At 68.3% G+C, this 18,604-nt stretch carries 18 protein-coding genes and 1 riboswitch; of the genes, 11 read left to right on the top strand and 7 right to left on the bottom strand.

The features are described 5' to 3' along the window. Positions 1–54: 54 nt before the first annotated feature. Complete coding sequence (locus tag QSK35_RS10425; RefSeq protein WP_285744665.1) at positions 55–1,320, bottom strand: MFS transporter; 1,266 nt, start codon at positions 1,318–1,320, stop codon at positions 55–57. 94 nt (positions 1,321–1,414) lie between these two features. On the opposite strand from QSK35_RS10425, the gene QSK35_RS10420 reads away from it, so the two are divergent. Together QSK35_RS10420 and QSK35_RS10415 are read left to right on the top strand one after the other, a co-directional pair. Continuing rightward, complete coding sequence (locus QSK35_RS10420; protein WP_285744663.1) at positions 1,415–2,269, top strand: SGNH/GDSL hydrolase family protein; 855 nt, start codon at positions 1,415–1,417, stop codon at positions 2,267–2,269. Positions 2,270–2,333: 64 nt separating this feature from the next. Continuing rightward, positions 2,334–2,723, top strand: coding sequence for an SSI family serine proteinase inhibitor (locus QSK35_RS10415; protein WP_285744661.1), 390 nt, complete (start codon positions 2,334–2,336; stop codon positions 2,721–2,723). Between the two features lie 100 nt (positions 2,724–2,823). On the opposite strand, the gene QSK35_RS10410 is transcribed toward QSK35_RS10415, so the two are convergent. Beyond that, a complete protein-coding gene (locus tag QSK35_RS10410; RefSeq protein WP_285744659.1) occupies positions 2,824–5,097 on the bottom strand; it encodes a glycosyl hydrolase family 95 catalytic domain-containing protein in 2,274 nt (757 codons plus the stop codon). Between the two features lie 171 nt (positions 5,098–5,268). Between QSK35_RS10410 and QSK35_RS10405 the strand changes: the two genes are divergently transcribed. Then, complete coding sequence (locus QSK35_RS10405; protein WP_285744657.1) at positions 5,269–5,910, top strand: TVP38/TMEM64 family protein; 642 nt, start codon at positions 5,269–5,271, stop codon at positions 5,908–5,910. Next, complete coding sequence (locus tag QSK35_RS10400; RefSeq protein ID WP_285744655.1) at positions 5,907–6,839, top strand: methyltransferase; 933 nt, start codon at positions 5,907–5,909, stop codon at positions 6,837–6,839. The genes QSK35_RS10405 and QSK35_RS10400 overlap by 4 nt, the downstream gene beginning before the upstream one ends. On the opposite strand, the gene QSK35_RS10395 is transcribed toward QSK35_RS10400, so the two are convergent. Further along, the gene (locus QSK35_RS10395) at positions 6,827–7,390 is read right to left on the bottom strand and encodes a flavodoxin family protein (protein ID WP_285744653.1); all 564 of its coding nucleotides are present in this window, start codon (positions 7,388–7,390) and stop codon (positions 6,827–6,829) included. The two genes, QSK35_RS10400 and QSK35_RS10395, sit on opposite strands and share 13 nt — an antisense overlap. An 88-nt stretch (positions 7,391–7,478) precedes the next feature. Between QSK35_RS10395 and QSK35_RS10390 the strand changes: the two genes are divergently transcribed. Further along, the gene (locus QSK35_RS10390) at positions 7,479–7,832 is read left to right on the top strand and encodes a winged helix-turn-helix transcriptional regulator (RefSeq protein WP_285744651.1); all 354 of its coding nucleotides are present in this window, start codon (positions 7,479–7,481) and stop codon (positions 7,830–7,832) included. A gap of 10 nt (positions 7,833–7,842) precedes the next feature. Here QSK35_RS10390 and QSK35_RS10385 read toward each other — a convergent pair whose 3' ends face one another. After that, a complete protein-coding gene (locus QSK35_RS10385; RefSeq protein WP_285744649.1) occupies positions 7,843–9,213 on the bottom strand; it encodes an L-serine ammonia-lyase in 1,371 nt (456 codons plus the stop codon). 2 nt (positions 9,214–9,215) lie between these two features. Next, positions 9,216–9,596, bottom strand: coding sequence for a glycine cleavage system protein GcvH (gene gcvH, locus QSK35_RS10380; protein WP_285744647.1), 381 nt, complete (start codon positions 9,594–9,596; stop codon positions 9,216–9,218). 50 nt (positions 9,597–9,646) lie between these two features. Then, a riboswitch (glycine riboswitch) is annotated at positions 9,647–9,737 on the bottom strand. A gap of 107 nt (positions 9,738–9,844) precedes the next feature. On the opposite strand from gcvH, the gene QSK35_RS10375 reads away from it, so the two are divergent. Both QSK35_RS10375 and ald read left to right on the top strand, forming a co-directional pair. Next, on the top strand, positions 9,845–12,082 hold the full coding sequence (locus tag QSK35_RS10375; RefSeq protein ID WP_285744645.1) for an alpha-L-fucosidase: 2,238 nt from the start codon (positions 9,845–9,847) through the stop codon (positions 12,080–12,082). Positions 12,083–12,185: 103 nt separating this feature from the next. Further along, complete coding sequence (gene ald / locus QSK35_RS10370; RefSeq protein ID WP_285744643.1) at positions 12,186–13,298, top strand: alanine dehydrogenase; 1,113 nt, start codon at positions 12,186–12,188, stop codon at positions 13,296–13,298. Here ald and QSK35_RS10365 read toward each other — a convergent pair. Together QSK35_RS10365 and QSK35_RS10360 are read right to left on the bottom strand one after the other, a co-directional pair. Further along, the gene (locus QSK35_RS10365; protein WP_285744641.1) at positions 13,291–13,953 is read right to left on the bottom strand and encodes a TetR/AcrR family transcriptional regulator; all 663 of its coding nucleotides are present in this window, start codon (positions 13,951–13,953) and stop codon (positions 13,291–13,293) included. The two genes, ald and QSK35_RS10365, sit on opposite strands and share 8 nt — an antisense overlap. Before the next feature lie 10 nt (positions 13,954–13,963). Beyond that, entirely contained in the window at positions 13,964–15,415 is a 1,452-nt protein-coding gene (locus QSK35_RS10360; protein ID WP_285744640.1) for an MFS transporter, read from the bottom strand. A 628-nt stretch (positions 15,416–16,043) separates the two neighbouring features. On the opposite strand from QSK35_RS10360, the gene QSK35_RS10355 reads away from it, so the two are divergent. From QSK35_RS10355 to QSK35_RS10340, 4 genes are read left to right on the top strand one after another with little or no spacing between them, the layout of a single operon-like run. After that, positions 16,044–16,226, top strand: coding sequence for a hypothetical protein (locus QSK35_RS10355; protein WP_285744638.1), 183 nt, complete (start codon positions 16,044–16,046; stop codon positions 16,224–16,226). 5 nt (positions 16,227–16,231) lie between these two features. After that, the gene (locus QSK35_RS10350) at positions 16,232–16,654 is read left to right on the top strand and encodes a hypothetical protein (protein WP_285744636.1); all 423 of its coding nucleotides are present in this window, start codon (positions 16,232–16,234) and stop codon (positions 16,652–16,654) included. Between the two features lie 29 nt (positions 16,655–16,683). Then, positions 16,684–17,646 carry an ABC transporter ATP-binding protein gene (locus QSK35_RS10345; RefSeq protein WP_285744634.1) on the top strand — a complete coding sequence of 321 codons (963 nt, stop codon included), beginning with the start codon at positions 16,684–16,686 and terminating at the stop codon, positions 17,644–17,646. Continuing rightward, on the top strand, positions 17,646–18,518 hold the full coding sequence (locus tag QSK35_RS10340) for a hypothetical protein (protein ID WP_285744632.1): 873 nt from the start codon (positions 17,646–17,648) through the stop codon (positions 18,516–18,518). Before QSK35_RS10345 ends, QSK35_RS10340 begins: the two co-directional genes overlap by 1 nt. The last annotated feature ends 86 nt before the right edge of the window (positions 18,519–18,604 follow it).

Genomic DNA, 18,604 nt, shown 5'->3' with positions numbered 1-18,604 from the left:
CACAGCGAACGTAACGTTCGAGGACATCTATGCCCCTCAACGCCACGCCCGCTCCTACGCCTCGACTGGGGCCAACGGCTCACCGCGCGCCGGCTCCGCCTCGTGCGCTGACCCGATCACGACCAGGCAGACCGCGCTCACCACCGCACCCACGACGAGGTACAGCGAGATCGCCCACGTCCCGTAGCCGAGTAGCGCGGTCGCGATGAACGGCGACAGCCCGCCACCGAGGACCGCGCCCAGCTGGTAGCTCAGCGACACCCCGCTGTAGCGCACGCGGGTGCGGAAGAGCTCCGCGTAGTAGGCCGGCATCGGCCCGAACAACGCGCCGGAGCCGATGAGACCGAGCACCATCGCGACGAGCACCAGCCGGGCGTCCAGCAACCAAAACAACGGGTACGCGAACACACCGATGAAGATCGCGCCGCCGAGCATGACCGGCAGCCGGCCGATCCGGTCCGACAGCCGCGCGAACAACGGCACCGCGATCGCCTGCCCCACGCAGCCGATGACGACCGCCCACAGCAGCGTGCTCTGCGGAATGCCGAGTTGCTTGCGCCCGTAGGAGAGCGCGAACGCCGACAGCACGAAGATGAACATGTTGAACCCGAGGTTGACGCCGGCGCCGAGCAGCACCGTGCGCCACGAGTTGCGCAGCACGTCGGCGATGGGCAGGCGAACCGCGTCGTCCGCGGAGAACACCGGGCTCTCGGACACCGACAGCCGGACGTACAGCCCGATCGCCACCAGCACCAGGCTGAGCAGGAACGGCACCCGCCAGCCCCACACCAGGAAGTCGGGCCCGGACACGTTCGTCGCGAACACCACGGACAGGTTCGCCAGGATCATGCCCAGCGGTGAGCCGAGGAAGATCCAGCTGCCGTACCAGCCGGCCTGTCCCGGCGGGGCGTGCTCGACGGCCATCAGCGACGCGCCGCCCTGCTCGCCGCCCATGAAGAACCCCTGCAGGACTCGCAGCAGCACCAGCAACAACGGCGCCGCGAGGCCCGCCTGTTCGTACGTCGGCAGCACGCCGATCAACGCGGTCGCCAGGCCGGTCGCGGAGAGCGTGATCACGAGCATCGCGCGCCGGCCCAGCCGGTCGCCGAAGTGCCCGATCACGACACCGCCCAGCGGCCGGGCGAGGAAGCCCGCGCCGAACGTCGCGAACGCCAGCAGCACGCCGATGCGGCTGTCGAACGCCGGGAAGAAGAGCTTGTCGAAGACCAGCGCGGAAGCTGTCCCGTACAGCAGGAAGTCGTAGAGCTCGATCGCGTTTCCCGCCGCACTAGCCAGGGCTACTTTCCGTACACCGGTCATCACCCAATCGTGCTGGATCAGTCAAGCCTTGACAGAGAGTGACCACGCGGCCACTCTCGATCAGACGTACCTACTGCAGAGTAACGAGGTAGCAATGACGCGCCGAGTCACTGTGGTCTCCCTGCTCACAGCACTGATTGCCGCATTGGTCGTGCCCACCGCCCAGGCGGCGCCCCGGTACCGCAACTACGTCGCGCTCGGTGATTCGTTCGTATCCGGGCCTTTCATCCCGTTCCAGCGCACCGATCCGTTGAGCTGCTTCAAATCGACTCAGAACTACCCGTCCGTCCTGGCCAGAAAGCTCGGGGTCACGAACTTCACCGACATCTCCTGCGGCGGCGCCGACACGTCCGACATGTTCGCGCCGCAGCAAGGCTTTCCCGGTCAGTCCGTCGCCCAACTGTCCGCGTTGAAGCCCGACACCGACCTCGTGACGGTGTCCATCGGCGGTAACGACATCGGGTACAACGGCATCATTCTGAACTGCGGCACGGCCAGCCTCCTGGACCCACTCGGCTCCCCGTGCAAGCGCCAGTACGGCGACGAGATCGCGGCCCGGATCGCCGCCACCGGGCCCAAGGTGGCGGCCGTACTCGCCGGGATCAAGGAACGCGCTCCCAAGGCACTGGTGGTCGTCGTCGGTTACCTGCGGATCATGCCGCCCTCGCACGGCTGCTGGCCCGTCGTGCCAATCTCGAAGGGCGACGTGCCTTACCTCGACGGACTGCAGCAGCAGCTCAACGGCATGCTGGGCACGCAGGCGCGGCTCGCCGGCGCCACGTTCGTCAACCCGTACGACATCAGCCTCGGCCGCGACGTGTGCGCGGCGCCGTGGAAGAAGTGGGTCGAGGGCATCATCCCGACCTCGCCCGCGTTCCCCGTCCATCCCAACGCGGCGGGCATGGCAGCGGTCGGTAACCAGGTCGCCTCGGTCGTGTTCGCACGGTAACTCGATCCGGTATTACCCCTGAGTTGATTGGAGATCCGGGTTCTGGCCGGTCCACTGTGTGGGCATGGCCAGAACCCGAATCTTTTTGGCGTGCGCCTTGCTGGTCGCCCCGATGGCGCTCGCTCCCACCGCCGAGGCCGACGGCAAGACCGGCCTCGTGCTCTCGATCCGCGGGACCCAGCTGGGCACCCTCGAGTCGACGCAGCTGAAATGCGACCCACCCGGCGGCAAGCACACCAACGCAGCGGCCGCTTGCCGCGATCTCACCACCGCCGGTGGTGACTTCTCGAAGCTCCCCGGTGATCCGGACTTGCAGTTCTGCACGATGGAGTTCCAGCCGGTCAAGGCGTCGGCCAGGGGCCGGTGGCAGGGCAAGCCCGTGTCGTGGAGCAGCGCTGAGTACCCCAACCGTTGTTCGATGAACGCAGCCCTGGGAGTGGTTTTCCGCTTCTAGGCGTGTATCTGGCTCCCTATTCGCATCTCTAATGGTGTGGGGGGCGTTCTGCTCGCCGGGGTCCGACCGCACCGCCGTCGCAGTCGGACCCCGGCGATGCCTATGCCGGCAGTCCCCACGGAACGGCCGGAGCGCCAGGGACCGGTCCGACCTCCAGGTCGGGCCGGTCACCGCGCTGGTGCACCACGGCCTCCTCACCGCGCCGCAGCTCGATCCGCAGGTCGCCGTTGGGCAACACGGTGAACCGCTTAGGCCGGCCCCAGCGGTCCCGCACCACGACGTCCTTGATGTCCGTCCGCAGCACACACGGCGCCCCGGCCTCGCTGCGCACGCGAATCCACTTCGTCACGCCACCCCGCCGGGAAGCGCTGAGCAGGAACGCGCCCTGCGTGCGGAAGTTGTCGAGCGAGATGTCGCCCCACGAAGCGGGCACGGCCGGGAACACGCGGATCACGTCGCCCCAGCTCTGCACGAGCATGTCGTACATCGACTGCACGGCGGAGAGTGGAGTCTCGATGACCGGGCCGCTCTCCTTGTACATCGTGTTCGGCTGGATGTACCGGCGCATCAGCTCACCGAGGTAGAACTCGGCCTTGTCGCCGCGCAGCATCTGCGCCGAGATCGACGCGGCGCCGGTGAACGTGTAGCCCTGCAGCGCGCCCTCGAAGCTGATCCAGTGGTTCAGTGACGTCTCGATCACCTGGCGGTTGGCCGGGTTCTCCCACGTGACCTCGTACAGCGGGTAGACCTGCAGCAGGTGCGAGTAGTGCCGGTGCGACTTCGCGAACGGCACGCCCGCGCCGATCATGTAGCCGTTCTGGTCCGTCGGGTACGGCGTCAGCGTGTCGAGCACCTCGCGCCACTTGCCCGCCAGCGGGTCGTTGATGCGCAGGAGCTTCGCGGAGTCGATCAGCGTCTTGCAGCCCCAGCGGATCAGCGCGAGGTCGTAGTTGGTGTCCGGCGCGTTGACGCCGTACTCGGGTGAGAACGTGATCGGCAGGTGCAGCCTGCCGTCGGCGCCCTTGGTGAGGAAGTGGAAGTAGTAGTTGATCGCCCGGCGCAGGATCGGGAACAGGACGTCGCGCAGCACGCGGTCGTCCATGGTGTGCCGGTAGGTCAGCCAGATGTTGTGCATCGTCCAGGTCAGGTTGCCGACCTCGGGCGTGGGCACGTCCTTGCCCGGGATGCCGACGCCGTACCCGCTGTTGCCGATGCCGGCGCCGTTGTCGACCCACATGTCCGTGGTGCGCGGGATTCCCGCCGAGTCGTGCCGGTACTCCGCGGGCACCTGGTCGACGAGCGCCTGGCGGTAGCGGTCGATTGAGTAGGTGACGGCGTCGAGTTCGAGGTGGTTCGAGCCGTGGATCAGCCAGTACTCCAGCTGCACGTTGAGGTTCCACCACGTCGCGGGCCACGGCGTGTTCTCCAACCACGGGCCGCACGTCGCCATCGCGGGCGCGTCCTTGCGGGCCGCGCTCGCCAGCTTGTAGAACTGGATCCAGTAGAACGCCTGCAGGCGTTTGTCCGGAATGGACAGAAAGCTCTTGCGGTAGTAGTCGTGCCACCACATGCGATGCTCGACGGCCAGCGCCTCGATCGAGCCGCAGCCCAGCGTCCGCAGCGCCTTGCGCACGCTCGTCTTGCCGGGGTGCGACCACGCGACGGTCGTGTAGAGCGTGCGCCGCGTTCCCCTGGTCGTCTCCCGCCACGCCGTGACGTGCTCGCCGCCGGCGTTCAACGGCTGCACGGCCAGTTGGATGTCACCGCTGTTGGTCAGCTGCACCGGCGGGTTGCCGGTGAACCCGGCGGGTGCCGGGCGATTCCACTTCGGGTCGGTGCGCGGGCTGATCGCCTTCAGCGGGTGGAAGACCCACTTGAAGGCACGCTCCCCCTCACTCGCCTGCACGTCGATCGCGAGCACGTCGCGTCTACTTTGGACGAACGCTCGGAGTCGCAGGCTGCCCGCGGCCGTGGTGATCGTGCCGACCAGTTCGGCGTTCCAGATGTCGAGGCGCCAGTCGATCGCGGTGATCGCGCCCACGGGTTCGAGCGTGAAGTAGCCGATCGGCAGCCGCGCGAGGCCGAACAGGGCGCCGAACTCCGGCCGGTGGTCCTGCACCTGCGAGTGCTGCACGTTGAACCGGATCGCGTTCGCGCCGGGCTCCCGGTAGATGCCCGAGCCGAGGAACCCGTTGCCGAGGAAAGGCCCGTCGAACCACGTCGTCGGCATCTTCTTCCAGATCAGGTCCGCCGACCCGATGAAGTCCTTCCAGCTGAACCCGTCGCCCGCGTGCGCGATGCCGGGGAGGAGCGCGCTTCCAGCGACACCGGCCAACGCCCCGCCGATCAGCGTGCGTCGGTTCACCTCAACCACCGTGGGCACCTCACTTCGTCGTGCGGGGAGCGGCGATTCATCGGATCTTTCGTGACGCACGACACGTCGTCAAGGGTCATTCATGGACGTGAACGTGAGGGTGACCCGACCTCTGCACGTCTGAGCTATTGGCGGCTTGTCCTGCGAAGACAGCCGGGTGACCATCTGCCGATGACTTATGAGACGGGCGTGCGCTGGAAGGTGCTCCCGTTCGTGGTGCTCGGCATCGTGTTGCTGAGCTGGATCGTCTTCGAGGCGTTCGGGCTCATCGACTTCGAAGGCGTCGTGCAGCAGGTGCGGGCGGTCGATCCGGTCACGACGGCGGCGGTGATATTCGCGCTGCTGGTCGTGGACGTGCTGCTGCCGGTGCCCAGCACGCCCCTCATCGTGCTCGCCGGTACGGCGCTCGGCGTGCCGGCAGGCGTGGCACTCGCGGTGGCGGGATCCATGGGTTCCAGCGCCGCGGCGTACGCGCTGGGCCGGTTCGCGCGCCCATGGCTCGTGCGCCGGGTGATCTCGCTCGAGGAGATGCGGGACATGGGCCGCTGGTGGAACACCTACGGAGGGTGGCTTTACGCCGTCGCGCGCGGTGTGCCGATGATGGCGGAGACCGTCGGAGTCTCCGCGGGCATCAGCCACACCCCGTTCTCCCGGTTCTTCTGGCTAACGCTGCTCGGCACCGTGCCGATCTGCGTGGCATACGTGGTCGCAGGCTCGTATGCCGAGACCGTCGAGGAGATCGTCATGATCTCCGCCGTCGGTTTCCTCGCAATGGTCGGTGTTGGGTACATGCTGCGCAGGAGGCTGAAGTGACGCCGGACGCGATCTTCCAGGTGGCCTACGGGTTCACCGCCGCCAAGACGTTGCTCGCCTGCAGCGAGCTCGGCATGTTCGAGGCGCTGGCCGAGGGCACGCTCACGTCCGACGAACTGGCCGAACGGATGGGCGTGCCGGAACGCTCGGCTTCGCTGCTCGCGAACGCCATGGTGGCTCTCGGGTTCGTCGAGCTCGCCGGGGACCGGTACGGCAACAGCGAGGTGTCCCGGAAGTTCCTCAGCGGCACCACACCCGCGGACCTGAGACCGATGTTGCGGTTCATGAACCGCATCACCTACCCGCAGTGGGGCGACCTGGAGAACGCCGCGCGCACCGGCGAAGGCTCCACTGTGGACTATCCGACGGACGTGTACTCGACGGGCATGGAGGCCATCAACGCGGGCACCGCCGCCGCGCTCACCGCCGTGTACGACTTCACGCCGCACCAGCGGGTGCTCGACGTCGGCGGCGGCACCGGCTCGTTCCTCACCGCGATCATCCGCCGGCACCCGCACGTGCAGGGCACGTTGTTCGAACGGGCCGAGGTCATGGCGCTGGCGCGGACGGGGGTCGACCTGGTCGCGGGCGACTTCCTCGTCGACCCCCTGCCGCCCGGCCACGACGCGGTCATCGTCGCGAACGTGATGCACCACCTGTCCGCGGGCAACGTGGTGAAGCTGCTGGAACGCATCCGCACCGCGAACCCCGCCGCGACGTTGCTGCTCATCGACTTCTGGACGGACCCGACGCACACGCAGCCGATGATCGCCGCGCTGACCGGCGCGCAGTTCCTGCTGTCCAGCGAGTCCGGGCGCCTGCACAGCGCCGAGGAGATGACCGGCTGGCTGACCGAGGCCGGTTGGACGTTCGACCGGCACCTGCCGTTGAACGGCGCGACCAGCCTGATCGTCGCTCAGGCGGCCTGAAGCCGGCCCGCGGTCTGCGCGACGCGGCGGCCGAGGTGCCGGGCCGTCTCGACGTCGGCCTTGTGCACGGCCTCCACACCCTCGTCGACGTTGGTCTGCGCCGCGGCGCCGAGGAAGAACCCGAGCCGGTTCAGGTCGTGCTCCGAGCCCGCGGAGTTGTTCCAGCCGGGCTGCAGGCCGAGGTTGACCCAGTGCATGCCGTGCTGCGCCGCGAGCACGGTGAAGAACTGCAGGGTGTTCAGCTTGTCGCCGCTCTTGGACCCGGAGTTGGTGAACCCGGCCGCGAGCTTGTCCTGCCACGCCTGCGTGAACCAGCGCTTCGACGACTCCTCGGCGAACGCGTGGAAGGCCGCGGACGCCGTGCCCATGTAGGTCGGCGAGCCGAACACGATGGCGTCGGAGGCGTCGAGGATCTCCCACTGCTCGTCGGTCAGCTGGTCGACCGGGATCAGGTGAACCGTCGCGCCGGCGTCCCGCGCGCCGTCGCGCACGGCCTCGGCCAGCACGGTCGTGTGGCCGAAGCCCGAGTGGTAGGCGATCGACACGATCATCGTTGACTCCTTGTTCGTCGTTGGTCGCCCTCAGTAGAGCACTAACTATCAGAAAGCGCAAACTTCTAGTTAGCGCTATCCTCGTGACATGGAGTTCAACGTGTTCGCGAGCGGGTGCCCGTCGCGGCCCACGCTGGAGCACGTCACCGGCCGGTGGGGCAGCCTGACGGTGGGCGCGCTGCGCGAGGGCCCGCTGCGGTTCAACGAGCTGCGCCGCCGGGTCGACGGGGTGAGCGAGAAGATGCTTGCCCAGACGCTGCACGCGCTGGAGCGCGACGGGCTGGTGCACCGCGAGGCGCAGCCCACGAACCCGCCGCGCGTCGACTACAGCCTCACGCCGCTCGGCGAGGAGACGGCCGAGCGGCTGATGGCGTTGATCGAACTTGTGCACACCCGGATGCCCGAGGTGCTGGCGGCGCAGGAGCGCTACGACGCGCGCTGAACGCGCGACGTCAGCACTCGATGACGTTCACCGCGAGCCCGCCACGCGCGGTCTCCTTGTACTTCACCGACATGTCCTTGCCGGTGTCGCGCATGGTCTTGATGACCTTGTCCAGCGACACGAAGTGCGAGCCGTCCCCGCGCAAAGCCATGCGGGCCGCGGTGATCGCCTTGATCGACGCGAGCGCGTTGCGTTCGATGCAAGGGATCTGCACCAGACCGCCGATCGGGTCGCACGTCAGGCCGAGGTTGTGCTCCATGGCGATCTCGGCGGCGTTCTCGACCTGCTCGGGGGTGCCACCGAGCACCTCGGCCAACCCGCCCGCGGCCATCGAGCACGCCGAACCGACCTCGCCCTGACAGCCGACCTCGGCGCCCGAGATGGACGCGTTCTCCTTGAACAGCACGCCGATCGCGCCCGCGGTCAGCAGGAACCGCACGACGCCGTCATCGGACGCACCGGGCACGAACTTGGTGTAGTAGTGCAGAACCGCGGGCACGATGCCCGCCGCGCCGTTCGTCGGCGCGGTCACCACGCGGCCGCCGGCGGCGTTCTCCTCGTTGACCGCCAACGCGAAGAGCGTCACCCAGTCCATGACGCGCAACGGGTCCGTCGCGAAGTGCTCCTTCTCCAGGCGGGACCGCATCTCGGCGGCCCGCCGGCGCACCTTCAGGCCACCGGGCAGCACACCCTGTTCGGTGCAGCCGCGTTCGACGCACTCCTGCATGACCGACCAGATGTGCAGCAGACCCGAACGGATTTCCGCCTCGGACCGCCACGACTGCTCGTTGGCGAGCATCAGGTCGCTGATCGACAGCCCGGTCTCGCGGGTCCGCGCCAGCAGCTCGTCACCGGTGAGGAACGGGTGCGGCAGCGGCGTCGTGTCCCGCTTGATCCGGTCCGTGCCGGTCGCGTTCTCGTCGACGACGAAACCGCCGCCGATCGAGTAGTACACCGCACGGTCCACAGCGGACTCACCGGCGAACGCCTCGAAGCTCATGCCGTTGGGGTGCAACGGAAGCGACTTGCGCCGGTGCATCACGAGGTCGACGTCGTGGCGGAACGAGATCTCGTGCGAACCGCCGAGCAGCAGCCGGCCGGACGACACGATCTCCTCGACGCGCACACCGGCGGCCGCGGGGTCGACGAGCTCGGGGTGGTTGCCCTCCAGGCCCAACAGCACGGCCTTCGGGCTGCCGTGGCCGTGCCCGGTCGCGCCGAGCGAGCCGAACAGCTCGACGTGCACGCGGTCGACCGACTCGAGCAGCCCGCGCGACCGCAGCCGGTCGACGAACATCACGGCGGCCCGCATCGGGCCGACCGTGTGCGAGCTGGACGGTCCGATGCCGACCGAGAACAGGTCGAAGACGCTGATCGCCACGATCAGTCCTCGGTGAGCTCGGCGTACTTCGCGGCGGTGAGCAGACCCTCGGCCCGCTCGACCTCGACCCGGAACAGCCAGCCCTCGCCGTACGGGTCGGAGTTGATCAGCCCGGGGTCGGCGACGGCGGCGTCGTTGACCGCGATCACCGTGCCGCTGACCGGGGAGAACAGGTCGCTGACGGACTTGGTCGACTCGAGCTCGCCGCACACCTTGCCCGACTCGACGTGGTCACCCACCTCGGGCAGCTGCACGAAGACGATGTCGCCGAGCGAGTCGGCCGCGTAGGAGGTGATGCCGCACGTCAGCGGGTCCTGGGTGCCCGGCGTCCAGTCGACCCACTCGTGCTCGGGGGTGTACAGGAGGTTCTCGGGGAAGGTCATCACAACACTCCATGGTCGGCCCCGTCCGGGGCGGTGTACCCCAGAGTCGCCTCACCCGAGCGGTCTCGCTGCCTGAGAGTGTGCGGGAGGCTTGCCCCTTCGGCGCCCCGGCTGGTCCGGGGTCTCTCCCGCTCGGGTTGTGGTGCCTGGAGCACCGCGGCCGAACGCGCAAAAAATATGTCCCCGCCCGATCAGGTGTCAACGCGACCGGTATTGACAACCAGTGATCACTCAGTACACAAGCAGTCATGAAACGAGCGTTCGCGTTGAGCGTGGCTTTACTGGCCTCGCTCGTCAGCGCCACCACCGCACGAGCCGCCGCACCGCCCGAACCGGTTCCGATCGACATCAGCCGCCACTTCGACAACGACGGCATCGACACGGCACAAATCAGGGACGGCGACTTCGACGGCGACGGCCACACGTTCCCCAGCGAGGAACTGCCGACCGGGCCGATCACGGTCGACGGCCTGCCCCATCTGTTCCCCGCGCACCAGGGCAAGAACAACGTCGTCGCACTCGGACAACGCGTCGACCTGCCGAAGGGGCACTACTTCTCGGCCCACTTCCTGGTCGCGTCGAGCTGGGACGGCGCGAGCGGAACGGCGACCGTCCACTACGCGGACGGCACGACCACGACCGCGCTGCTCGGCTCCGCGGACTGGTACTCGGGCAGCGGCTCGGTGAAGGCTTCGTACCGCTACACGCGGACCGGGATCGACCACCACCCGGTGTCGATCAGCACCGCGCAGGTGTGGGCCGACCCGAAGCGGGAGGCCGTCGCGATCACGCTGCCGGTCACGCAACCGGCCGAGGCGGGCAAGTCCGCACTGCACGTGTTCGCGCTCACGATGCAGCCGGTCGCGCACGGCAAGGCGCTCGTGGTCCGCGGAGCCCGTTCCACGAACAAGTTGCCCGCCAAGGGAACGCAGTCGGTCGAGGCGACCGTGGTCAACCTCGGCGACGAGTGGATCACCAACGTGGCGGTCGGCGTGAACGCTCCCGGTGCGATCACCATCTCGCCGGCCATGATCACCAGGCTGGCTCCGGGCGAGGAAACGCGCGTGCGCATCGGCATCCGCTCGACGAAGCAGTCCACTGTGGAGGGAACGGTCTTCGCCCTGGCGGCGGGTGTGAAGGCCGCGCAACGAGCGAAGCTCACCCTCGGTACCCCGGACTACCTCGCGACGGACGCCTCGCTGGGCACACACGAGTCGCCCTATTGGTTCGACGACGCCAAGTTCGGCATCTTCATCCACTGGGGCCTCTACTCCGTGCCCGCCTGGTCACCGCCCGGCAAGCAGTACGCGGAGTGGTACTGGCAGTGGATGCAGAACCCGAAGAACGCCGTGTACGACTACCACGCCAAGACGTACGGCAAGGACTTCGCGTACGACCAGTTCATCCCGCAGTTCACGGCGGACAAGTTCGACCCGCGTGCGTGGGTCGAACTGTTCCAGCAGGCCGGCGCCCGGTACTACGTGCTGACGTCCAAGCACCACGAGGGTTTCGCGCTCTGGGACTCGAAGGTCTCCGGCCGTGACTCCGTCGACCTGGGCCCGAAGCGCGACCTGGTGAAGGAGCTCTTCGACGCGTCCCGCAAGTACACGCCGAGTCTGCGCAACGGCCTGTACTTCTCGATGCCGGAGTGGTTCAACCCGGACCAGCCGTGGAAGGGCCACGCGCCGCGCAACCCGTACACGGGCGCGCCCGAGCCGTACACCGGCTATCAGTCCGGGCGCGACTTCGTGAAGGACTACCAGGGGCCGCAGATGACCGAACTGGTCGACGGCTACGACCCGGACGTCATCTGGTGCGACATCGGCGGCGCGAACGACAGCCGCCGCGTCATGGCCGACTACTTCAACAAGGCCAAGAACCGCCCCAGGCCCAAGGACGTCACGGTCGACGACCGGTGCGGCATCCCGACCCACGACTACACCACGCCCGAGTACGCCACGTACCCGAACACCGTGGTGAAGAAGTGGGAGGCGTCGCGTGGCCTCGACCCGCGCTCGTACGGCTGGAATCGCGCGACGCCGGACAGCATGTACATGACCGCGGACGAGGTGGTGGACACGCTGGTCGACACGACGTCGAAGAACGGCAACTTCCTGCTGGACATCGGCCCGCGCGCCGACGGCACCATCCCGGAGATCATGCAGCAACGCCTGCGCGAGACCGGGGCGTGGCTGCGGACCAACGGCGAGTCGATCTACGGCACGACGTACTGGCCGACCATGGCCCAGCTGGGCGACCTGCGGTTCGCGGTGAAGCCGAACGACGCGTTCTACATCACCTCGCTGAAGCGGCCCGGATCCCGGCTGGTGGTCGACGCACCCGTGCCGATCAGGAAGGGCGACGAGGTGACGTTGCTCGGCCACGACGGACCGTTGAAGTGGCGCCAGGACGCCGGAAAACTAGTCATCGACGTTCCGGATAACACGCTGCAACATGCGTGGGTGTTCAGAATTGGATTGTCCTAACCGAACAACGAATGACCCCCTAGATAGTGCTGTCCGCACGGTGACACCGGTTCCGCGCTGCCTCACCTTTGGGTTTGACCCAGTAGTGCTGAGAGGAGCCACCGTGCGGATCAGCGTTCCCCGCGAGATCAAGAACCACGAGTACCGCGTCGCCCTGACCCCCGCCGGTGCCCACGAGCTGACCAGCCGCGGTCACGACGTGTTCGTCGAGACCGGCGCCGGCCTCGGTTCGGCGATCACCGACGAGGAGTACCTGGCCGCCGGTGCCAAGATCCTCGCGACCGCCGACGACGTGTGGAACGAGGGCGACCTCGTGCTCAAGGTCAAGGAGCCCATCGCCGAGGAGTACCCGCGGCTGCGCAAGGGCCAGACCCTCTTCACCTACCTGCACCTCGCGGCCGACAAGCCGCTGACCGAGGCGCTCCTGGCGTCCGGCACGACCGCGATCGCCTACGAGACCGTGCAGCTGCCCAACCGGTCGCTGCCGCTGCTCGCCCCGATGTCCGAGGTTGCGGGCCGTCTCGCCCCGCAGGTCGGCGCGTTCTCGCTGATGAAGCCCTCCGGTGGCCGCGGGGTGCTGCCCGGCGGCGTCCCCGGTGTCGCCCCCGCGCGCGTCGTCGTCATCGGTGGTGGTGTCGCCGGTCTGAACGCCGCCACGATCGCCGTCGGCATGGGCGCGGACGTGCAGATCCTCGACACGAACGTGGACCGCCTGCGCCAGATCGACGCCCAGTTCCAGGGCCGGCTGCGCACCCTGGCGTCCAACAGCTTCGCCATCGAGCAGGCCGTCCGCGAGGCCGACCTGGTCATCGGCGCGGTCCTCGTGCCCGGTGCCGCGGCGCCGAAGCTCGTCTCGAACGACCTGGTCAGCCAGATGAAGCCGGGTTCGGTGCTCGTCGACATCGCGATCGACCAGGGCGGCTGCTTCGAGGACTCGCGTCCCACCACGCACGCCGAGCCGACCTACGAGGTCCACAACTCGGTCTTCTACTGCGTCGCCAACATGCCGGGCGCCGTGCCGCGCACCTCGACCTACGCGCTGACCAACGTCACGCTGCCCTACGCCGTCGCGCTGGCGGACAAGGGCTGGGAGCAGGCGCTGAAGGACGACCGCTCGCTGGCGCTGGGCCTCAACGCCCACGAGGGCCTGCTGACCAACGGCCCGGTCGCCGAGGCCACCGGCCTCGTGCACACCCCGCTGGAGCAGGTCATCTGATCGGCACGCGGGCCTTCACGCCCGCGATGACGCACTCGAGGCCGAAGTCGAACTGCTTGTCGAGAGACCACAGTTCGGCTTCGGCCAGCAGTGACGTCCAGATCGGGAACCGCTCGGCGTACTTCTCCCGCAGCGGCTTGGTGTCGAACTCGTTCTGTTCGGTCTGCCAGTTCGACTCGGCGAGCGTCCAGCCGATCACGTAGCTCGACATCGAACTGGCCGCGCGCGACGCCTGGATGTGCGACATGCCGGCGGCCACGAGCTTGCTCAGCAGCGCCTCGGACATCGCGACGGCCTTCGGTCCCACGCCGACGTACTTGCCGAGCAGCTGCATGCACCACGGGTGCCGCAACCCCATGTACCGCAACGAGTACAGGAACCCGCGGCACGCGACGTCCCACTCGACGTCGTCGTCCGGCGGTTCGATCTCCGCGTACAGCTCGTCCAGGCAGAGCTCCAGCAACGCGTCCTTCGTCGGCACGTGCCAGTAGAGCGACATCGGGGCCGCGCCGAGCTGTCCCGCGAGCTTGCGCATGGACAGCTTGGCGAGGCCCTCCTCGTCCAGCATCCGCACGGCGGTGCGGACGATCAGCTCCCGGCTCAGCCCGAGGTGCTGACCGCCGCCCGACTTCGGTTCGCTGAACCACACGCTCACGTGGTCGATCCTAGGCACGCCTCAGCAGCGCGGCGGAGGCCACGCCACCGAGCAGCACCGCGACCGCGCCGATCAGCAGGCTGATCGTCATCCCGTTGCCGAACGCCTCGCGCACCACGGTCAGGTCCGCACCCGAGTGGAGCGCCTCGGTGAGACTCCGGGACGGCACGCCGTCCGGCAGCTCTTTTGCGAACCTCGCACTCAGCAGGGCACCCAGTACCGCGATGCCGAACGAGTTACCCAGCTCGGTGAGCGTGCCGCTGAGCCCGGACGCGATGCCCGCGCGTTCCGGCGGGATCGAACCCATGAGGGCGTTGACCGCCACCGGCTGCGCGATCCCGACACCCACGCCGATGAGGATGAGCCCGGCGAGCGTCGGCCCGTACGTGCTGCCGTAGGCGAGGAACACCACGCCACCGCTGGTGATCGCCATGCCGAGCAGCATCGCTTTCGCCGACCCCAGCTTGAGCGTCAACGGCCCCAGCACGTTGCTGGTGACCAGCAGCGCGATCGCCATCGGCGCCACGCGGAAACCGGCCTCCAACGGGGAGTATCCGAGCACGCCCTGCAGGTGCTGGGTGAGCAGGAACAGCGACCCGCCCATGCCGAACGACGCGAGCATGCCCGCGGCCACCGCGCCGGTGAACCGGCGGTTGTGGAAGAACCCGAGGTCCAGCATCGGGTGCGGCGTGTGCAGTTCCCACACCGCGAACCCCGTCAGCGCGACCAGCCCGATCGCGCTTGAAGTGAGCACCTGCCACGAGCCCCAGCCGTGCTCCGGCACGGAGATGATCGCCCAGACGAGCGCGACCATGCCGACCGTCGACAGCACCGAGCCCAGCAGGTCCGGCCTGCGCACGGCCGGGTCCTTCGACTCCGGCACCAGTGCCACCACCGCCGCGATGGCCAGCAGCGCCACCGGCACGTTGATCAGGAACACCGAGCCCCACCAGAAGTGGTTGATCAGGAATCCGCCGATCACGGGCCCGGCCGCGAAACCGAGGCTGGTGACCGCTGCCCAGATGCCGATCGCCTTCGGCCGTTCCTTGTCGTCGAAGAGCTGCATCAGCACCGCGAGCGTGCCCGGCATGAGGAACGCCGCCCCCAGCCCCATGAAGCCGCGAGCCGCGATGAGTGCCTCGGACGAGCCCGCGTACGCCGCGACCGCGCTTCCGGCGCCGAACACGACCAGTCCGCCCAGCAGCGACCGCTTGCGGCCGAAGCGGTCGGACAGCGCTCCCGTCGTCAGCAGCAGGCCGGCGAGCACGAGCGAGTAGGCGTTGATCATCCACTGGATGTCGGCGGTGCTCGCGCCCAGACCCGTGGAGATCGACGGGATCGCCACGTTGAGCACGGTGTTGTCCAGCACCACGACCATCACGGACAGGCACAGCACGCCCAACGCGGCCCACCGCTGCGGGTGTGGCGCGACCGTCGGTGCGGCCTGCAAAGTCTCTGACACCGTACGTCCCCCTTACGTCGTACGAGCACCGTACGCCGTAAGGGATCAGCAGGCAAGCCAGTCACGCGGGAGCCCCGCGATGCGTGTCATGCATCGCGGGGCTCCCGCGTGACGCAAAAGAAAGGCGGCGATGGCGACCCCGAGCCGGTCAAAGGGGGGCCGCGATGGCGAAGCCGAGCCGGCCGGGGGTCCGGGGGCGAAGCCCCCGGCTGGGGTCCGGGGGCGAAGCCCCCGGCTGGGGTCCGGGGGCGAAGCCCCCGGCTGGGGTCCGGGGGCGAAGCCCCCGGCTGGGGTCCGGGGGCTCGACCCCCAGAAGACACCTTTCTCGGCCTGGCGGCGGAGGGTGATGGCGAAGCCGAGCCCGCAGCAGCCTGGCCGAGAACGAGAAAGGGCGACCCGCTCAACCAGCCTGGGGGTCACTGGGAGCGGGCCGCCGACACCAAGCTTAGCGGGCTCTCTGGCGCGCCGCCCAGCACCCCCCACGAATCGGGACCGAAAAGTTTCCCCAACTGGACCACTGCCCGAGTTGGCGACTCAAGCAAACGAGTGAATTCCGCCTGAGGACGGTGCGCCTACCCGGTGCTTCGGCCGATAAACCACCAGTCGGGCGTACCTCGAAGGAGATCAAGTGGCTGAACCACAGGGGTGGATCCACTGTCACGACCCGTTCGGCCGGGACCGGTCCATGACCGTTCTGGTAGAGAATGACCGAGTTCTGCTCGTCGCACCGCCCGGTGAGGCGGCTGTGATGTCCGCCACCCAGACCCGCAGGTTGCAGAGTCTGCTCGACCAAGCGTCGACGAAGATGTGACCGCCGTGGACCAGACGTTGCGGGACGCGGTACTGCAGAGGCTGGCTCTACTCGACAAGGTCGCCGAACACGGTGAGGCCGAGGCGCTCGTGCCGCTGGCCCGTGCGGAGATCCACCGGCTCGCGGACGGCTGGCGGCTGCTGCTGACCGTGCACCAACCGGATGACGACGGGCGATGCAAGGCGTGTCCGGGCTGGTTGCGGCGGCGCAAGTGGCCCTGTCAGGTCTGGAACATGGCGCATCAGCACCTGATCGGCGAGGGGCTGCCGCACCGCGACCGGCGCCGTCCGTTGCGCAACCCGTTCACGCGCAGCGGTGTGATCTCCGAAGCGGAGATGACGACCGAGCTGCCCGTGATCACCGACGAACCGCCGCAGATCCATCGCGCGCCGGTCGTGAACCGCCCGAAACACGCGCTTCCCGACTGAATCGGCGATCGCTTTGGCAGGATGGCCGCATGCACGACGGCAGCGGCCGCATTGTGGTGCAGAACCTGACCAAGCAGTTCGGTCCGGTCACCGCGGTGCAGAACCTGAGCTTCACGGTGGAACCGGGCAGTGTGACCGGCTTCCTCGGGCCCAACGGCGCGGGGAAGACCACGACCCTGCGCATGCTGCTCGGTCTCGTCACGCCGACGGCCGGGTTCGCGACGATCAACGGCAGTCCGTTCGGCCGGCTCGGGCAACCGGGCCGGGTGGTCGGTGCCGTGCTGGAGGCGCAGGGGTTCCACCCCAAGCGGACCGCGAGAAACCACCTGCGGGTGTACGCCTCGGCGGTCGGTGTGCCGGACGGGCGCGCGGACCAGGTGCTGCAGCTCGTCGGGCTGGGCGCCGCCGGTGACCGCAAGGTGGGCGGCTACTCGCTGGGCATGAAGCAACGCCTCGCGCTGGCGACGGCGTTGCTCGGCGACCCGCAGGTGCTCGTGCTGGACGAACCGGCGAACGGCCTCGACCCCGAAGGCATCGCGTGGCTGCGTTCGTTCCTGCAGTCGTTCGCGCGCAGCGGCCGCACGGTGCTGATCTCCAGCCACCTGCTGGCCGAGGTCGAGCAGACCGTCGACCAGGTGGTGATCATCAGCCGCGGCCAGACCATGTACTACGGCCCGCTGGACCACCTGCGGAAGTCGCAGCAGAGCCGCGTGATCGTGCAACCGTCCGATGTGAACGGCCTGGTGACCGCGCTGCGGGCCGAGGGCGTGACGTCGATCGAGCAGCTCCCGGACGGCCGGATCGCGATCGCGGGCGTGACGTCGAAGCACGTCGCGGACACCGCGCTGAAGGCCGGGGTGTCCGTCTACGGCATCCAGGAGGAGCAGATCGACCTCGAGCGGCTGTTCTTCCAGCTCACCAGCGGCCAGTACGCCGCGCCGGGCTACTACGTGCAGCAACAAGTGCCCCCTCAGCAGGGCGGATGGGCGTGATGGGCAACCTTCTGCAGTCGGAGTTCCGCAAGACGATCACCACCGGACTGTGGTGGGGCCTGCTCATCCCGACCGTGCTGCTCGCGTTCGGCTGGGCGCTCGGTGCCGGGTTCGTCGGCAAGGGGTTCGTCGACCTGGCGAGCAACGCCGACGTGGAGCAGCTGTCCGACCTGCTCGGCGTGACGCCGGACCAGTGGAAGGTGTCGCTGTTCGGCATCGCCCGCAGCATCAACATCGCCACGATCTTCCCGATGATCTTCGGTGGCCTGGCGATCTCGAACGAGATCAACCGCCGCACGATCACCACGACGTTCCTCACCGCGCCGTCCCGCGTCTCCGCGCTGACCGCGAAAATGCTGGTCTACATCCTGTGGGGCGCGATCTACGGTCTCGTGATCGTCCTGTCGGTCGCACTGGGCGTGTCGCTGAGCAGCCCGTCGAGCCTGCTGCCGGACTTCGAGGGCTGGCTCGCGCTGGGCATCGCGGGCATCGTCGCGTCGATCCTGATGACCATGTTCGGCGTCGGTGTCGGCGCGCTGATGACGAGCGTCGTCGGCACCACCGTCGTGCTGCTGCTGTACATGCTGCTGATCGAGAACGGCCTGCAGCTCGTGCTGGCGTCGCAGGGCGTCGACAAGATCATCGGCTTCCTGCCCAACGGGTCGGTCAACGGCCTCACCGGGTCCGTGGCGGTCGACCTGTTCCTCAAGTCGGCCGGTGTGGTGCCGTCGGAGCTGGAGCAGGTGCTGCGGGTCGTCGCGGGCTCGATGGGCGCGATGGACTGGTGGCTCTCGGGCCTGATCTTCCTGTCGTGGACGGCGATCGTGTTCGTCGGCGGGTGGGCGGCCACGGCCCGCAAAGACATCACGTGACCTGCTGAAACCTGCTTTTGTCAGAGGTCGTCCGTAGCCTGTCGTTCGTGGAACAAGGCTGGATCCGACGTCTCTGGTCAGCGTGC

It is taken from the genome of Lentzea sp. NBRC 105346, from assembly GCF_030269605.1.
Classification (GTDB): Bacteria; Actinomycetota; Actinomycetes; order Mycobacteriales; family Pseudonocardiaceae; genus Lentzea.
Note: the sequence above shows the minus strand (reverse complement) of the source record. Positions and strands in the feature narration are given on the sequence as shown.

What these genes read in the sequence shown, in the direction of transcription:
- QSK35_RS10415 (WP_285744661.1), top strand. Translation starts at nt 2,334, where the DNA reads ATGGCCAGAACCCGAATCTTTTTGGCGTGCGCCTTGCTGGTCGCCCCG.
- QSK35_RS10390 (WP_285744651.1), top strand. Translation starts at nt 7,479, where the DNA reads ATGGAGTTCAACGTGTTCGCGAGCGGGTGCCCGTCGCGGCCCACGCTG.
- QSK35_RS10420 (WP_285744663.1), top strand. Translation starts at nt 1,415, where the DNA reads ATGACGCGCCGAGTCACTGTGGTCTCCCTGCTCACAGCACTGATTGCC.
- QSK35_RS10375 (WP_285744645.1), top strand. Translation starts at nt 9,845, where the DNA reads ATGAAACGAGCGTTCGCGTTGAGCGTGGCTTTACTGGCCTCGCTCGTC.
- gcvH (WP_285744647.1), bottom strand. Translation starts at nt 9,596, where the DNA reads ATGACCTTCCCCGAGAACCTCCTGTACACCCCCGAGCACGAGTGGGTC.
- QSK35_RS10405 (WP_285744657.1), top strand. Translation starts at nt 5,269, where the DNA reads ATGACTTATGAGACGGGCGTGCGCTGGAAGGTGCTCCCGTTCGTGGTG.
- QSK35_RS10345 (WP_285744634.1), top strand. Translation starts at nt 16,684, where the DNA reads ATGCACGACGGCAGCGGCCGCATTGTGGTGCAGAACCTGACCAAGCAG.
- QSK35_RS10395 (WP_285744653.1), bottom strand. Translation starts at nt 7,390, where the DNA reads ATGATCGTGTCGATCGCCTACCACTCGGGCTTCGGCCACACGACCGTG.
- QSK35_RS10425 (WP_285744665.1), bottom strand. Translation starts at nt 1,320, where the DNA reads ATGACCGGTGTACGGAAAGTAGCCCTGGCTAGTGCGGCGGGAAACGCG.
- QSK35_RS10340 (WP_285744632.1), top strand. Translation starts at nt 17,646, where the DNA reads ATGGGCAACCTTCTGCAGTCGGAGTTCCGCAAGACGATCACCACCGGA.